The organism is Shewanella morhuae, assembly GCF_003028295.1.
Taxonomy (GTDB): domain Bacteria; phylum Pseudomonadota; class Gammaproteobacteria; order Enterobacterales; family Shewanellaceae; genus Shewanella; species Shewanella morhuae.
This window is the reverse complement of the sequence record NZ_PYSG01000003.1, coordinates 51,944-68,221: the sequence shown is the minus strand read 5'-3', so window position 1 is coordinate 68,221 and position 16,278 is coordinate 51,944. Positions and strand designations below refer to the sequence as shown.

Sequence of the window (16,278 nt, the reverse complement as noted above, 5' to 3'; positions counted from 1 at the left end):
ACGTTTTATTGCATAACCTGAACTCGGGATAGTGGCTGTGGTAACTAATTAATCTTATTACCTTATTCGCAAAAATAACCTGTAGATAAGCAGAGCTTATCCCTAGTTCAGGTTACATATTAACGTGGTGTTTTTTTAGGCTGTTTTTTAAGAAAAGTTAAAAAGTCATCAGCAGTTAATGGCTTGCTGAGTAAAAAGCCTTGAACCTGATCGCATCCTTGCAGCGCTAAGAAGTTAAGTTGATCTTGAGTTTCTACACCTTCAGCAACCACGTTTAACTCTAAGCTGTGAGCCAAGGCAATAATGGCGCTGGTAATAGCGGCATCGTCGGGATCATGGGTAATATCTCGAACAAATTCACGGTCGATTTTTAAAGTGTCTATCGGGAAGCGTTTTAAATAGCTTAAGCTCGAATAACCAGTGCCAAAATCATCCACGGCGATGGTTAATCCAAGGGCCTTAAGTTGAGATAAAATACTGACCGACTCCTGTGGATTACCCATGATCATCGATTCAGTGAGTTCGAGTTCAAGCGATTGTGCGGGTAGGCCTGATACCGCTAAAGCCACTTCAATCGTAGAGATAATATCGGCTTTGAGCTGGCGCGCAGAGAGGTTAACCGCAATGGTGATACCGTCGAATCCCAGATCATTCCATTGTGCTAGCTGTTGGCAAGCGTGATTAATAACCCAGTGGCCAATCTGAGTAATAATGCCAGTTTCTTCCGCCAGAGGAATAAATTCTACGGGCGACACCGGCCCTAATTCGCTGTGATGCCAACGCAAGAGTGCTTCTAGTCCAGTGAGTGACCCATCTTGTACGCAGAACTTAGGTTGATAAACTAGGCTGAGCTCATTGCGTTGAATTGCCTGCTTTAAGCCTGCTTCGAGTTGTACATGGCGAGTGGCAATCTGATTTAATTTATGGGTATAAAATTGGAAGTTATTGCGACCGGACGATTTAGCATGGTACATCGCGGTATCGGCAAACTTGATCAGTGAGTCTGCATCTTCAGCGTCGCTGGGGTAAAGGCTAATACCGATAGAGGTCGAAATTGTGAGTGATTTATCATCTAGTAAAAAGGGAGCTTGGAAGGCTTTGAGTACTTTTTCTGCAATGACAGTTACAGCTTTTATTGTCGCAACACCTTCTAAAATAATAGTAAATTCATCACCACCCAAACGCGCAACAGTATCACCATCCCGCACCGCATTTTGTAAACGTCGTGCAACAGCCTTGAGTAGCATGTCGCCGACTGGGTGCCCCATCGAATCGTTAATGTGCTTAAAGCGATCGAGATCTAAAAATAATAAGGCAACAATATTTTGGGTTCTGTGGGTGTGAGAAATCGCGTGGCTGAGTCTGTCTTGGAATAAAGTGCGATTAGGTAAGCCCGTTAAAGTATCGAAGCTCGCCAGAAAACGCAGGTCTTCTTCTACTTTTTTCCGCTCTGTGATGTCGGTAAAAACGGCGACAAAATGGCTGGTTTCACCCTTGATATCGATGACTTGATTAATCTCAAGCCAGACTAAAATTGCGCGGTGATGTTTGTTACGGATCCAAATTTCACCGACCCAATGTTTATGGTGCAGTAGCTGTTGCTCTATGGTGGTAAATAACTCTCGCTGCTGTTGATTATAGGCCAAATGAATAAAGTGCTTGTTGTTGATTTGGCGCTCTGTATAGCCAGTAATAGTACAAAAGGCGGGATTCACCGAGCGGATCCGATAGTTTAAATCAGCAACGACAACAGCCTCGTTCATGCTATTAAGCACTTGTGATGAAAGAACTAACTCGTTCTCAATTAATTTTCGAGAGGTAATATTACGGTTAGTTCCTGCCATGCGTATTGGATGGCCGAGATTATCTTTCTCAACCACTTTGCCGCGGTCTAAAATCCATATCCAGTTACCCGCTGAACATTCGATACGGTACTCTGTTTCAAAAAATGGTGTACGACCTTGGAGGTGCTCATTAAGCTCAATGGTGAACTTTTCCCTGTCCTCTGGGTGCATATTTTCATGGGCTAAATCATCACCATCAGCATGTGGAATAGAGGAGTCCATATTGGTGCGGTAGACTTTATTTTCTTTAATATTCCAGTCCCACATTCCATCGCCAGATGCCCAGAGTGCGAGCTTTAGCCGTTCTTCTGAGGCTCGGATACTGGTTTCAAACTCTTTTTGTTGTTGGCGCTTTTTCTTACGCCAGCGGAGGATCCAAATAAGCAGCCCGATACTGGTAATAGTGTATAAAAAATATGCCGTTTTAGTCCGGTAAAATGGTGGTCGCACCGTAAGATTAACAACTAATGCATAATCACCAGTCGTGTTGTACTGCAATGCATGTTTGACGTGCAGCCGATAATGACCGGGATTGATATTGGTAAAGGTAATTTCATTACCACTAGGCAAATTGTGCCATTGGCTATCGAATCCTTCGAGGCAATAACTAAAATGGTTTTTGCTTGTGTAGCTAAAATCTAATGAGGTGACTTTAAAACTAATCAGTTGCTCGCTATAGTCCATCACGATATCGGGTGGGCTACCTAGATTAAGAATCGAGTGTCCTTTTCCTGCAATGCTATAACCGGTAAGGGCAACTTTAACATCGGGTCTTTTATCGGGGATCAGTGTTGGCTCGAAGCGATTAATACCGCGAATACCCCCAAACCATAGTGCACCATTACTATCTTTTAGTTTTACTCCGCCATTAAACTCAAGTGCTTGTAGACCCTCTTGTTCATTGAATGTAATGATGTGATTTGTTGCAGGATTAAGTTTGCTTATGCCTGCATTACTACTAAACCAAATATTATGTAGGTCATCCTCGAGTAAGGCATAGATAGTATCGCTTGGTAAGCCTTGTTCTCGGGTGTAATGGCTAAAGCCTGCATTGGGGTCTTGAGCTGAAAGTTTACTGATCCCGCCATGGGTGGCAAACCACACATCGCCCGATGTCGTCACTAAAATATCGCGGATACGGTTATTGATTAAACTTTTTTTATCTAAAGATTGGTGAGCGTAAACTTGGGCAATCCCAGTTTGCATATCCAGTTTAAGCAGTCCATTAAGTGTACCCAGCCAGAGTATGTTTTTTTGTGTTCGCAGGATTAAAATCCGATTTTGGTCGGGATAAAAATGCTTAATATTAGCTAACGGTATAGCAATAAATTTATTTGAGTTAGCGGCTTTTCGATACAGTGCATGGCTGGTTGCGATCCAGAGATCGCCTTGATCATCAATAGCTAAACTGCGGATATAATTAGCATCAACATCTTTTGTGGCGGTTTTAGCCATGTTAAGTAAACTGAATTGCCCATTTGGGGAAAACCGCCCTAGTCCATAGTTACTGGCAAACCAGAGCACACCGTCTTTATCTTGAGTAATGTCTCTTATAATCAGGTCTAAGCTACGTGTATCACGCCCTAATGCTTGGGCAAATAGCGACGTGAAATGTTCGTAGCGACCATTAGGTCGTTGGCGTTTTAGTCCCGCACCTTCAGTACCCACCCATAGGGTATTATCTTGACTGCGAAATAAACTGCGAATGTTATTGCCCTGCTGTGGCAACTCGGCGTTATATTCAAAAATATGCTGAAAATATTGATGCCGTTTGTTGAGCTGGTCTAGACCTGAGTAATTGGTTCCTAACCACAAATTCCCGAAGGGATCTTGCAGTAAACTTAATATGTTATTTGCACTAATACTGTCTGCCCGCTTTGAGTCAAATTTGTGATAACTTGCTTCAAATACGGATTGTTTCTGAGTTAATTGGATAAGCCCAGCCTCAGGCCCTACTGCCCAAAAGTCTCCTTGTTCGGTCTGGATGAAATCCTTGATATAAGGCACGGTATCATCGGTTTGCCAAAGCATATGACCTTGCTGTGTCACGAGGTTGTAATGCCATAACTGATTACCCATCGCCAAAGTAATCTCACTGGCAGAGTTTGCCTTAATTTGATTGATCGTAGTATTTGGGGGCAGATTTAAATGGGTTATGGTATCGGCGCTAACGGCAAAAACACCACTATTTTCAGTGCCTGCAAGTAAGAAAGTGTTATCGACATTGGCAAGGCTGGTTATGTTAGGGGCGAGGTTATTCCCATTGCTGAGATTGAATCGGGTAATATGCTGATTTTTAATTGAAAGCGAGAATAAACCTGCTTTAGTACCTATCCAGAGAGTGTTACCTACTAGGTTAAGTTTAGTCGTGCGTAGCTCTGTGAGGCCTTGTTCTTCGCCAAAATGCTGAAAGGTTCCAGTATTAAGATCGAGCCGATTTATCCCCTGACTAAAGGTTGAAACCCAAATGTAACCCTCGGGATCTTGGATGATATCGGAAATATAACTCTCTGAAATACTGCTTGGATCATTAGGGGCATGTGTAAAAATACTGAAATCATAACCGTTATAGCTATGTAAACCATCTTGAGTGCCAATCCAAAGCATGCCAGCTTTGTCCATAAATAAGCTGGTAATTGAATTTTGGTTTAAGCCATCTTCACTGCGAAGATGCTCAAATTTAAGTTGGCTATTAACTGAAGCCAATGGCTCGGCGAATCCATTCGAAGGACTCCCCAATACACTTAGCACTACTAGGCAGCATAGAATTAGTCTATGGAATAATTGGTTTAAATTCATCCCTATCAAAAAAATTCCACCTAATTCAATGAGTATTTAGTCAGTTTAGTGCTCAATCAAGAGATTAAAGATTTTTATAGCGTTGACTCTAAAGCAATGGAGTCGTTTAAAAAATTAAATCGTCCCAATATCACTCTGAATATTTTTAAGATAATGCTCGCGCACATTGTTATCTAATACTGCAAATTAATGATGTTGAGTAAAGCTGAGAAGCTTAGCATTATTTATCGATGCCAACATATTATCTCGTATAGATTTATAGGCAGCTTAACCGTTATTGTAAATCATAATGCTTGGAGCTGAATGCAGATAATAAAGAAAAGACCTTGCCGGAAGGGGGGAGAAGCAAGGTCTTTGGTTGAACATTTGTAATTACTCTGGTTTTATACCGCAGGTACTCGTACAGAGCCTTCCATTAATACGCGAGCGCTGCGACTCATAATGGCTTTAACGACTGTCCATTCGCCGCCAACCATTGACGCCTCTGCCCCAACACGCAACGTGCCCGATGGGTGACCAAAGCGGACCGCATCTATTTTGCCCTTGGTGTCTCCGCCAGCGGCTAAGTTAACTAAGGTGCCAGGAATAGCTGCTGAGGTGCCAATAGCTACCGCAGCTGTGCCCATCATCGCGTGGTGCAGTTTGCCCATGGACAGGGCGCGCACTAATAAGTCGATGTCGCTTACATTGACGGTTTTGCCACTCGACGACACATAGGTTTGGGGTTTAGCAACAAAAGCCACTTTGGGCGTGTGTTGGCGAGTCGCGGCTTCATCTATGTGGTTAATTAAGCCCATACGCAGCGCGCCATAAGCACGAATTGTTTCAAACTTAGCCAGCGCGGCATTATCGCTATTAATATCATCTTGCAATTCAGTGCCTGTATAACCTAAATCTTCGGCATTAATAAAAATAGTCGGGATACCCGCGTTGATCATAGTGGCGTTAAAACTGCCGATGCCGGACACTTCTAACACATCGACCACATTACCCGTGGGGAACATGCTACTGCCACCTTCGCCATCGTCATCGGCTGGATTGATAAATTCGATTTGCACTTCGGCGGCGGGAAAGGTCACGCCGTCTAACTCAAAATCGCCAGTTTCTTGCACTTCACCATTAGTGATGGGCACATGGGCGATAATGGTTTTGCTTATGTTGGCTTGCCAAATACGTACCGTGCAGATGCCATTTAGCGGAATACGCGTGCTATCAATTAAACCATTGCTGATAGCAAAGGCGCCGACAGCGGCAGTCAAGTTACCGCAGTTACCGCTCCAATCGACAAAGGGTTTATCGATGGCGACTTGACCGAACAGGTAATCAACGTCGTGATCGGTTTGGCTGCTCTTAGATAAAATCACTGTTTTACTGGTGCTTGAGGTCGCGCCGCCCATGCCATCGATTTGCTTAGCGTAAGGGTCTGGGCTACCAATCACCCGCAGTAATAGGGCGTCGCGTGCAGGGCCGGCAACTTGTGCGGCTTTAGGCAAATCCTGCAGACGGAAAAACACGCCCTTGCTGGTGCCGCCACGCATATAAGTCGCGGCGATTTTAATTTGCGGCGCGTGGGTTGTTGTAGTAGTCATACATTGACTCCAAAAGGATTCAAAATGAGCGCCAACGACTTAATGGTGAAGTCGCTGGCACTCGGTTTAGCTAACGAATATTAAGCGTCAGCTTAGGTAAGGTTCGATTCTAAAAAATCCTGCGCGAAGCGTTGCAACACTCCGCCCGCTTCGTAAATTGACACTTCTTCGGCGGTATCGAGACGACACGTTACGGGCACTTCGATGCGTTCACCATTTTTACGAGTGATAACAACCGTTAAATCTGCTCTTGGCGCTGGCGTGCCGAGTACATCGAACACTTCGGTACCATCAATGGCGTAGGTGGCGCGGTTCTCACCTGCTTTAAATTCCAGCGGCAACACGCCCATACCCACTAAGTTAGTGCGATGAATACGTTCAAAGCCTTCGGCAACAATGGCTTCAACGCCAGCTAAACGCACGCCTTTGGCGGCCCAGTCGCGGGACGACCCTTGGCCGTAGTCAGCGCCCGCTATGATGATTAGCGGCTGCTTGCGCTGCATATAGGTTTCAATCGCTTCCCACATGCGCGTCACTTGGCCTTCAGGCTCGATACGCGTTAGGGAGCCTTGCTGCACTTTGCCATCAATAATCGCCATTTCGTTTTTAAGCTTAGGGTTAGCAAACGTGGCGCGTTGGGCTGTTAAGTGGTCGCCACGATGGGTCGCGTAGGAGTTAAAATCCTCTTCTGGTAAGCCCATTTTGTGCAGGTATTCGCCTGCAGCGCTGTCCATCATAATGGCGTTGGATGGCGATAAATGGTCGGTGGTGATGTTGTCGCCTAGCACAGCTAATGGGCGCATGCCTTTGAGTGTACGCTCGCCCGCCAATGCGCCTTCCCAATAAGGTGGGCGGCGAATATAGGTTGATTGTGCGCGCCAATCATACAGTGGGCTAATTTGCTCGCCATAATCCACTGCGACATCAAACATAGGCTCGTACACTTTACGGAACTGTTCAGGCTTAACGCTTTTAGCAATCACGGCATCGATTTCTTCATCCGATGGCCAAATATCGATAAGTCTGACTGGTTTACCGTGTTGATCTAATCCCAATACATCTTTTTCGATATCAAAACGTATGGTGCCGGCAATGGCATAAGCCACCACTAATGGCGGCGATGCTAAGAAAGCTTGTTTGGCATAGGGGTGAATACGGCCATCAAAGTTACGGTTACCCGATAACACCGCGGTGGCGTACAAGTCGCGATCGATGACTTCTTTTTGGATGATGGGATCGAGCGCGCCGCTCATGCCGTTACACGTGGTGCAGGCAAAGCCGACGATACCAAAACCGAGCTGTTCAAGCTCTGGTAATAACTTGGCTTCTTCTAAATATAATTGTACTGCTTTAGAGCCTGGGGCGAGTGAGGTTTTGACCCAAGGTTTGCGGGTTAAGCCTTTGGCGTTGGCGTTGCGGGCAATGAGGCCTGCGGCAATCACGTTGCGCGGGTTACTGGTGTTAGTGCAGCTGGTAATTGCTGCGATAATCACAGCGCCATCTGGCATTAAACCGGGTTCGTTTTCGACTATGCCACTAATACCGCGCTCAGCAAGTTCTGATGTTGGCACTCTTGCGTGTGGGTTTGATGGCCCGGCAATCGTGCGTACCACTGAGGATAAATCAAAACGCAATACGCGTGGATAGTGCACTTCAGTCAAGCTATCGGCCCACAAACCTGCGGTTTTGGCATAGGTTTCAACCAGTTTGACTTGCTCGGCTTCGCGGCCAGTTAAGGTCAAATAATCAAGCGTTTGCTGGTCGATATAGAACATGGCCGCAGTGGCACCAAATTCAGGCGTCATGTTTGAAATCGTGGCGCGATCGCCCAGTGTCAGTGCTGCTGCGCCTTCACCGAAGAACTCTAAATAAGAAGACACCACTTTTTGTGCGCGTAAAAACTCGGTTAAGGCCAATACGATATCGGTGGCGGTAATGCCAGCTTGCGGTCTGCCGGTTAGCTCAACGCCGATAATGTCAGGCAGGCGCATGTACGATGCGCGCCCTAACATCACACTTTCGGCTTCTAAGCCGCCGACACCAATGGCGATAACGCCTAGCGCGTCAACATGTGGCGTGTGGCTGTCGGTGCCAACTAAGGTATCAGGGAATGCGACACCTTCGCGGGCGTGGATCACTGGTGACATACGCTCTAAGTTTATTTGGTGCATGATGCCGTTACCCTGAGGGATAACATCAATGTTTTTAAACGCTTTTTGCGTCCAATTAATAAAATGGAATCTGTCTTCGTTGCGTCTGTCTTCGATGGCGCGGTTTTTAGCAAAAGCGTCTTTATCAAAACCACCAAACTCAACTGCTAGCGAATGATCCACAATTAATTGTGTTGGCACTACAGGGTTTACTTTGGCAGGGTCGCCACCTTTAGCGGCAATCGCATCACGCAGACCCGCAAGGTCAACTAAGGCGGTTTGCCCTAAAATGTCGTGGCAGACCACGCGGGCAGGAAACCAAGGGAAATCCAGTTCTTGTTTTGATTCAATAAGCTGCTTAAGTGAGGCGGTTAAATCGGCAGGCGGGCAGCGACGGACTAAGTTTTCCGCTAATACGCGGCAGGTATAAGGTAGCTTGGCATACGCGCCAGGTGTAATGGCTTCAATTGCTTCACGGGTATCGAAGTAATCGAGCTGAGTGCCAGGTAAGGGCTTGCGATATTGGGTATTCATAGCAGTGCTCATAACATCATCCATTTCGGAAAATGAAGTTGGCGCGAGACTTTGTTTTAACAGAGGTCTCGCGCCATGGTGTGGTCAATTTTGCTTAACGGTTTGCAATTGGTACCACTTTGCGTGGCGCTACGCCCACATAATCGGCACTTGGGCGGATGATGCGGTTGTTAGAGCGTTGTTCCATCACGTGCGCAGCCCAGCCAGTTAGGCGTGAACAGACAAAGATTGGCGTAAACAATTTAGTCGGAATGTCCATGTAGTGGTACGCGCTGGCGTGGAAAAAGTCCGCGTTACAGAAAAGCTTTTTCTGTTCCCACATTAGTGCTTCACAGGCAACCGATACGCGGTATAGGCGGTCGTCACCGTTGGCGGCAGCCAGTTTTTCTGACCATTCTTTGATGATGGCATTACGTGGGTCACTGTCGCGATAAATCGCGTGGCCAAAGCCCATGATCTTATCTTTACGCTCCAGTTTGCCCATTAAGATGTCGCGCGCATCGGCTTCATCTTTCATGTCTTGGATCAGTTCCATCGCCGCTTCGTTCGCGCCGCCATGTAGCGGACCACGCAGTGAACCAATGGCGCCTGTTACGCACGAGTGCATGTCAGACAGGGTTGAAGCACATACGCGAGCGGTAAAGGTTGATGCGTTAAATTCATGTTCTGCATAAAGAATTAACGATACGTCCATCACTTTAGCGTGCAGTGCAGAGGGTGCTTTACCGTGTAATAAATGTAAAAAGTGCGCGCCAATTTGAGCGTCATCGGTTTCGGTTTCAATACGCACGCCATCGTGGCTAAAGCGATACCAGTAACAAATAAACGATGGGAATGCAGCCAGTAAGCGGTCAGATATTTCACTTTGCTGGCTAAAGCTGTGCTCGGCTTCTAAGTTACCTAGCATAGAGCAACCAGTACGCATCACATCCATAGGGTGAGCATCGGCAGGAATGCGCTCTAATACTTCTTTTAAGGCTTGCGGTAAGCCGCGCATGCCTTTGAGTTTGGTTTTATAGGCGTCAAGCTGAGCTTGAGTGGGTAGCTCGCCGTAAAGAATCAGATAAGCGACTTCTTCGAAGGTGGCATTTTCACCAAGATCTTTCACATCATAACCGCGGTATGTTAGGCCGCTGCCCGATACGCCCACTGTGCTTAATGCCGTTTCGCCTGCGCTTTGGCCGCGTAATCCTGCACCACTTAGTTTTTTAGCTTCTGACATAATGTTTCCCTTCCGTTAACTCTGTTTGGTTATCGTTGATGCATTGCAGTTTAGGTAAGGTGCTAGTGCGCCAACATTTATTGGTTAAGGTTGTACTTCCTGTTTACGCTGCATTGTAGGGTGCAGTTAGCCAGTTATTTATCTTGGCTAAACAGTTGATCTAACTTGTCTTCAAAGGCGTGGTAGCCCAAGTATTTATACAAATCGTTACGAGTTTGCATTGTGTCTAACACGTTGCGTTGATGACCATCATTCATCAGCGCTTGCATCACGTTCAGTGCTGCTTGGTTGGCTGCACGGAAAGTACCGAGTGGATAAAGCACCATGTCGGCGCCCGCTTGCGCCAGTTCTTCTTTATTAAATAGCTGGGTTTGTCCAAATTCAGTCATGTTGGCCAAAATCGGTGCTTTTACTTGCGCTTTAAAGTGGCGATATTGGTCTAGCTCAGTTAAGGCTTCGGCAAAAATCATGTCGGCACCGGCGGCGATATAAGCTTGAGCGCGTTCAATACCAGCTTCTACCCCTTCAACGGCAACAGCATCGGTACGCGCCATGATGACAAAGTTAGGATCGATACGGGCATCGACGGCGGCTTTAATGCGATCGACCATTTCTTCTATGCTCACCACCGCTTTGTTAGGTCTGTGGCCGCAACGCTTTTGCGACACTTGGTCTTCCATGTGCACGGCAGCAACACCGATTTTTTCAAATTCTTTGATGGTGCGAGCAATATTGAATGCGCCGCCCCAGCCAGTATCGATATCGACCAATAAAGGCACTTGTGTGGCAGAGGTGATACGACCCGCATCAATCAGCACGTCGCTCATTGAGGTCATGCCTAAGTCAGGCAAACCGTATGACGCATTGGCAACGCCAGCGCCAGAAAGATACAAGGCTTGGAAGCCAGTTTGCTCTGCCATCAAGGCAAAATAGGCATTGGTGGTGCCAACGATTTGTAACGGTTTAGCCTTAGCAAGAGCTTGGCGAAAACGTAATCCTGCGCTTTGGGTCATGGTTTTGTCCTTCTATTTATCCATTGTTTGGCATGTGAGCCGTAAGAATTTAGCTGATGTTCGCTAAGGTTTCTTTTGCGGCGGCATTGGCTTGCAATTCAATTAAGCGTAATTCGGTATTTTTACGTCCCTGTTCGATATGGCGGCGCATTAACAAACTTGCCAGTTCACCATCGCGCTGGGCAATGGCCTCGACTATGCGTCTGTGCTCGGCAATCGCTTTTACGGGACGATTTTTATTGGTGCATTGATAACGATACATACGTAGCAAGTGATACAGACCACCGACTAGGGTTTCCTGTAAGTGTTTGTTGCCACTGGCTTGAATGATTTGGTAGTGAAAATCGACGTCGCCTTCTTCTTGGAAGTAGGTATCACCCTTTGCGAGCGCGGCATCTTGGCAGGCGAGTAAATCTTCTAACTTGGCTAACTGCTCAGGGGTGATGCGACTGGCGGCGAGCTCGCAGGCCATACCTTCAAGCACGCTACGCAGTTGATATAAATCGTTAAGTTCGCTAACGGTGAGCTGTGCTACGCGGGCACCAACATGGGGTGAGCGCACCACTAAACGCTGTCTTTCTAAGGTGTGCAGGGCTTCGCGGGTTGGGCCACGACTGATGCCGTATTTTTCGGCTAGCGCTTGCTCATTAATTTTGCTACCCGCTGGCAATTCGCCTTTGATGATGCTGGTTTGGATCTGCACCAAAATTTGATCGGCTAATGTGGTCGACGTTTTATCTGCCGAGGTCGATTTGACCTTATGCAGGTGGGAAACTTGTGTGTCATCAGAAATCAACGTCGTGTCTTGCTTCAACATAGCGCGTCACTATTAATGGGATTGTCTACAATGGGTAAAAAATAGCCCCCCTTGAACAGATTGTCAACAATGTGTTTACTTAGACGTAAGTCTATATTTTGAGGGTTTTTTGCTTTATTTGTTGATTTTTATATTTTTTAATTTTTATTTGTGTGTTTAGTATTTTGTTTTATAAATATTTAAAATATTAAATTGTCAACAATGATGCGGTTTTAGCCGTACTATCTTGTTGCAGGTGTTTATGGCTTTGGGGTAAATCTTCCAAATGCATTTTGCATGTGTGTCCTTCGCGTTATGCTATGTGCGGAATAACACACTTGGAGGCGACAGTGGAGAAAGTGTTAGTGAGCAGTTGTTTACTCGGTCAAGCGGTGCGTTACGACGGTGGCCATAATTTGATGGAAAGCGATGTTGTACGCACATGGCTTGAGCAAGGGCGGATTGTGGCGATTTGTCCCGAATGTGCGGGCGGGTTGCAGACGCCTAGACCGCCAGCTGAGCGAGTTGGGCAGCGCATCTTAACCGCGCAAGGGGAAGATGTGACGCACGCTTTTAGTCTGGGAGCAGATCTCGCCCTAAAGCTGGCGCAGCAAGAAGGGATTAAAGTGGCAGTTTTGAAAGCCCGTAGTCCATCTTGTGGCAATCAGCAGATTTATGATGGCCGTTTTACAAAACAATTAATTGCTGGGCAAGGGTTAACGGCAGAAAAACTCTGCGCCGCAGGGATAACCGTCTTTAATGAATTTGAGTTAGTCGCGGCTGCGGCATATATAGCAAAGCTGGAAGCGGGCGCTGTTTGATCCTGTTCTATTTATGATTTAGTTCGTTATTGAATGTGAGTGTTATTAGTGCTGGTGGCGGCATTTTGATAGTCGCGCAGTAAGTCATCAATTTGTTGATCTTTCTCAGCCCATACTTGATTTAACCAGCGCTGGAATTCGACGCGGTACTCAGACTCAGAAAAGTAACGTGCAGGGTCAACCTGAGGTACGGGCAGAGCATTAATGCGCACAATAATCTTACTCACTTTGCCGTTCATCACCCCAAACAGAATATCCTCAGGTGCATCGGGATACACAATAGTCATGTCGAGTAGATTGGTAAATTGCTCACCCATAGCAGATAGGGTAAAGGCAATCCCGCCGGCTTTAGGGCGCAATAAGTGTCGATAGGGCGAGTTTTGGCGCTGATGCTTCTGTTTGGTAAAACGGCTGCCCTCGACATAGTTAATAATCGATGTGGGCATTTTTTTGAATTTTTCGCAGGCGCGGCGCGTCGTCTCTAAATCTTTACCCTTAAGCTTTGGATTCTTCTTCAGTTTTGCTGGACTGGTTCGATTCATAAATGGCATATCGAGCGCCCAACAGCCTAGGCCCATAATCGGCACATACATTAGCTCATTTTTGAGGAAGAACTTCAGCATTGGAATATGGTTACGCAATACATAAGTTTGCGCGGCGATATCAAATCCACTGAGATGGTTGCTGATCAGCAAATACCAACTGTTTTTATCCAGCCCTTCAAGCCCTTGTATATCCCACTCAATTTTAGCGATCAAGAATAAAATGCCACCGTTGCAGCTCGCCCACGCCCACATGAAACGATTCATGACGCTGGATACTGCATTACGCGCACCTTGCGTAGGCATCACGATTTTCACTAACCCGCCAAGGCTGATAAGCGAACTCCATATAAAGGTGTTTATAATCAGTAGACTAAAGCTAATTATAAACAACACTGGCCCAGGCAAGAAATTCAACATAATGGTGTTACCTTTGTTCTTTATTCGCTTGGCTAGCTAGTTGGTTTAATACTTGGTCTTTAGCCAGCCAGATTTGATTCAATTGTTCTTGGAAGCTAATTTTAAAATCACGATCATTCATATAATCACCGCGCATGGCGGGATCGATGTCCGATATCTTAATGTGTACTTTAACGCTGGGCATTTTACCCGTCAGGTAGTCCCAATAGGTGGGCACTGTATCGGGATAGTAAATAGAAACATCGACTAACTTGTGGATCTGTTCACCCATGGCCGATAACGCAAAAGCCATGCCGCCTGCTTTAGGTTTTAATAAATGTTGGAACGGCGAGTTTTGCTTTTGATGTTTAGCTTTGCTGAAGCGCGTGCCTTCGACAAAGTTCATCACACTCACTGGCTTAGCCTTGAATTTAGCGCAGGCTTTACGTGTAATTTCAATGTCTTTGCCTTTTAACTTAGGGTTTTTACGCAGCTGCGCTGTGCTATAACGACGCATAAAGGGAAAATCAAGTGCCCACCAGGCTAAGCCTAAAATCGGCACAAAAATTAATTCTTGCTTGAGAAAAAACTTTAAAAAAGGGATTTTTCGGTTAAAAACTCGCTGTAGGATCAAGATATCGACCCAAGACTGGTGATTGGCAATGACCATATACCATTCTTTAGTCGAAAAATCGGTATCGCCGCTAAGTTCTATTTTAACGGGGTGCAAGCAACGCTCAATCACACCATTAACACTAATCCACGCGCTGGCGCAAAAGTCGAGTACATGGCTAGTTGCAGTCCTTAATGGACTGATAGGTATCAGTTTTATAAAACTGATTAATACAATTGGGATAGTCCAAAAGATAGTATTAACAACATAGCCTAAAAATGCGATACAGCCTTTGAATTGTGAAAACAGCGTCCCCATCCGAGCCCCCTGACAAAAATTGGAGGCCTATGTTACTCGGTGTCGGCGTTTGGCTCAATCTTAGGCGCCGCAGTTGGTGCATTTGTTTAACATTTATTTCAAGGTGAGTTCAATATTGCTGGGATAAGCGGGCGAGTAATCTATCCATTGCGCGGTAGCCTAAGGCTTGAGCAAGATGGCGACGTTCAGTGTTAGGTACTTGTTCAAGATCGGCAATCGTGCGCGCCACCTTTTGTATGCGATGGAAACTACGAACCGAAAGGCCAAGTTTTACTACGCTTTGTTCTAAAAAGATTAAATCGGCATCGCTAATGCCGCTGAATATTTTGAGTTGTTTTCCTGTTAGCTCACTATTAAGCACTCCAGCGCGGGCAAGTTGCCGCTCGCGTGCTAGTTTGACGCGTTTGGCGATATCTTGGCTGGTTTCTGTTTGCGGTGCTGCTTGCGTTAATGTGCCTGCGGGGAGTTTTGGCACTTCTATGGTTAAGTCAAAACGGTCGAGAAATGGACCTGAAAGCCGTGAAAGATAACGTTGGATTTGTTCGGGACTCGACCGGTGCTGACTATCAAGATCGCCGCTCGGGCTTGGGTTCATCGCGGCAATTAATTGAAATCGGCTTAAAAATGTGAGTTTAGCTGCGGCGCGAGAAATCACCACTTCGCCAGTTTCCATCGGTTCGCGCAGACAATCTAAGACTTTTCGAGGAAATTCGGCGACCTCATCCAAAAACAATACGCCACGGTGAGCCAGGGAGATTTCACCGGGTTTGGGAATACTGCCGCCGCCCACGAGTGAAATAGCTGAGCTGGTGTGGTGCGGCGCTCGAAACGGCCGCTGTAAAAAGTGCTGTGGTTTAATATCGAGTCCAGCAACCGAATGCAGCGCAGCCACTTCCAATGCTTCCTCATAATTGAGCGCGGGTAATAGCGCCATCATGCGGCTGGCGAGCATAGTCTTGCCCGTACCCGGCGGGCCAAGCATCAAGAGGTTGTGGTTTCCCGCAGCGGCAATTTCGAGTGCTTGTTTAGCCTGATATTGGCCAATCACATCGCTTAGGCAAGTATTTGATTCGGGCGTTTCTTGGCTTATCCACTCTAATTGCGGCGCTAACGTGGGCAGTTGGGTTTGCCCTTGTAAATAAGCGGCAAGGCTTTGCAAGTGCGAACCAAATAATACCTTGGAGTAGCCGACGAGTTCGGCATCGTGACGGTTATCGAGTGGCAGGATTAAAGTATGTTCTTGGCGTTTAGCCGCGATGATCGCCGGTAATAATCCTTGGCAATAACGTATATGCCCAGAAAGCGCCAACTCACCGACAAACTCGAGATTTTTAAGGCTATTCAACGGAATTTGTTCTGAAGCCGCCAGTATGCCCACTGCTATGGGTAAATCGTAGCGGCCACCTTGTTTAGGTAAATCTGCTGGTGCGAGGTTGACTGTTATCCGCCGCATCGGGAATTCAAATCCAGCATTAATCAGTGCACTGCGTACCCGCTCGCGAGCTTCTTTGACTGATGCTTCAGGTAAGCCTACTAGATTAAATGCGGGTAAGCCGTTACTGAGGTGTACTTCAACAGTGACCTCTGGGGCTTCTACCCCACAACTTGCTCGGGTAGTAACGCAGGCAATGGCCATAA

Annotated in this window: 10 protein-coding genes; 1 reads left to right on the top strand and 9 read right to left on the bottom strand. The window is 46.4% G+C overall.

Annotated features, from left to right (window positions below; genetic code table 11):
• Window positions 1–119 precede the first annotated feature (119 nt).
• From C9I43_RS14845 to C9I43_RS14820, 6 genes are all read right to left on the bottom strand, one after another.
• Window positions 120–4,652, bottom strand: a complete 4,533-nt coding sequence (locus C9I43_RS14845; RefSeq protein WP_107884244.1) for an EAL domain-containing protein — start codon at window positions 4,650–4,652, stop codon at window positions 120–122.
• Between the two features lie 374 nt (window positions 4,653–5,026).
• Window positions 5,027–6,232, bottom strand: a complete 1,206-nt coding sequence (prpF, locus tag C9I43_RS14840; RefSeq protein WP_107884242.1) for a 2-methylaconitate cis-trans isomerase PrpF — start codon at window positions 6,230–6,232, stop codon at window positions 5,027–5,029.
• 92 nt (window positions 6,233–6,324) lie between these two features.
• Window positions 6,325–8,928 carry a Fe/S-dependent 2-methylisocitrate dehydratase AcnD gene (gene acnD / locus C9I43_RS14835; RefSeq protein ID WP_107884240.1) on the bottom strand — a complete coding sequence of 868 codons (2,604 nt, stop codon included), beginning with the start codon at window positions 8,926–8,928 and terminating at the stop codon, window positions 6,325–6,327.
• Window positions 8,929–9,010: 82 nt separating this feature from the next.
• Entirely contained in the window at window positions 9,011–10,138 is a 1,128-nt protein-coding gene (gene prpC / locus C9I43_RS14830; RefSeq protein ID WP_107884238.1) for a bifunctional 2-methylcitrate synthase/citrate synthase, read from the bottom strand.
• Between the two features lie 134 nt (window positions 10,139–10,272).
• Complete coding sequence (gene prpB / locus C9I43_RS14825) at window positions 10,273–11,151, bottom strand: methylisocitrate lyase (protein WP_076500728.1); 879 nt, start codon at window positions 11,149–11,151, stop codon at window positions 10,273–10,275.
• 49 nt (window positions 11,152–11,200) lie between these two features.
• On the bottom strand, window positions 11,201–11,968 hold the full coding sequence (locus C9I43_RS14820) for a GntR family transcriptional regulator (protein ID WP_107884236.1): 768 nt from the start codon (window positions 11,966–11,968) through the stop codon (window positions 11,201–11,203).
• Window positions 11,969–12,297: 329 nt separating this feature from the next.
• Here C9I43_RS14820 and C9I43_RS14815 point away from each other — a divergent pair, with 329 nt between their 5' ends.
• Window positions 12,298–12,768, top strand: coding sequence for a 2-thiouracil desulfurase family protein (locus tag C9I43_RS14815; protein WP_444860955.1), 471 nt, complete (start codon window positions 12,298–12,300; stop codon window positions 12,766–12,768).
• Window positions 12,769–12,794: 26 nt separating this feature from the next.
• Here the strand turns inward: C9I43_RS14815 and yihG (C9I43_RS14810) are convergent, their stop codons facing one another.
• The 3 genes from yihG (C9I43_RS14810) to C9I43_RS14800 all read right to left on the bottom strand — a co-directional run bounded on the left by yihG (C9I43_RS14810) (window position 12,795) and on the right by C9I43_RS14800 (window position 16,276).
• Window positions 12,795–13,730 (bottom strand): 1-acylglycerol-3-phosphate O-acyltransferase, YihG family, encoded by a 936-nt coding sequence (gene yihG, locus C9I43_RS14810; protein ID WP_076500724.1) that lies wholly within the window; start codon window positions 13,728–13,730, stop codon window positions 12,795–12,797.
• Window positions 13,731–13,737: 7 nt separating this feature from the next.
• A complete protein-coding gene (gene yihG, locus C9I43_RS14805) occupies window positions 13,738–14,640 on the bottom strand; it encodes a 1-acylglycerol-3-phosphate O-acyltransferase, YihG family (RefSeq protein WP_076500723.1) in 903 nt (300 codons plus the stop codon).
• A gap of 109 nt (window positions 14,641–14,749) precedes the next feature.
• Window positions 14,750–16,276, bottom strand: coding sequence for a YifB family Mg chelatase-like AAA ATPase (locus C9I43_RS14800; RefSeq protein ID WP_107884232.1), 1,527 nt, complete (start codon window positions 16,274–16,276; stop codon window positions 14,750–14,752).
• Window positions 16,277–16,278: the final 2 nt, after the last annotated feature.

Excerpts from the sequence above, each read along its gene's own strand:
- prpF (WP_107884242.1), bottom strand. The coding sequence starts at position 6,232 with ATGACTACTACAACAACCCACGCGCCGCAAATTAAAATCGCCGCGACT.
- acnD (WP_107884240.1), bottom strand. The coding sequence starts at position 8,928 with ATGAGCACTGCTATGAATACCCAATATCGCAAGCCCTTACCTGGCACT.
- prpC (WP_107884238.1), bottom strand. The coding sequence starts at position 10,138 with ATGTCAGAAGCTAAAAAACTAAGTGGTGCAGGATTACGCGGCCAAAGC.
- prpB (WP_076500728.1), bottom strand. The coding sequence starts at position 11,151 with ATGACCCAAAGCGCAGGATTACGTTTTCGCCAAGCTCTTGCTAAGGCT.
- C9I43_RS14820 (WP_107884236.1), bottom strand. The coding sequence starts at position 11,968 with ATGTTGAAGCAAGACACGACGTTGATTTCTGATGACACACAAGTTTCC.
- yihG (WP_076500724.1), bottom strand. The coding sequence starts at position 13,730 with ATGTTGAATTTCTTGCCTGGGCCAGTGTTGTTTATAATTAGCTTTAGT.
- yihG (WP_076500723.1), bottom strand. The coding sequence starts at position 14,640 with ATGGGGACGCTGTTTTCACAATTCAAAGGCTGTATCGCATTTTTAGGC.
- C9I43_RS14800 (WP_107884232.1), bottom strand. The coding sequence starts at position 16,276 with ATGGCCATTGCCTGCGTTACTACCCGAGCAAGTTGTGGGGTAGAAGCC.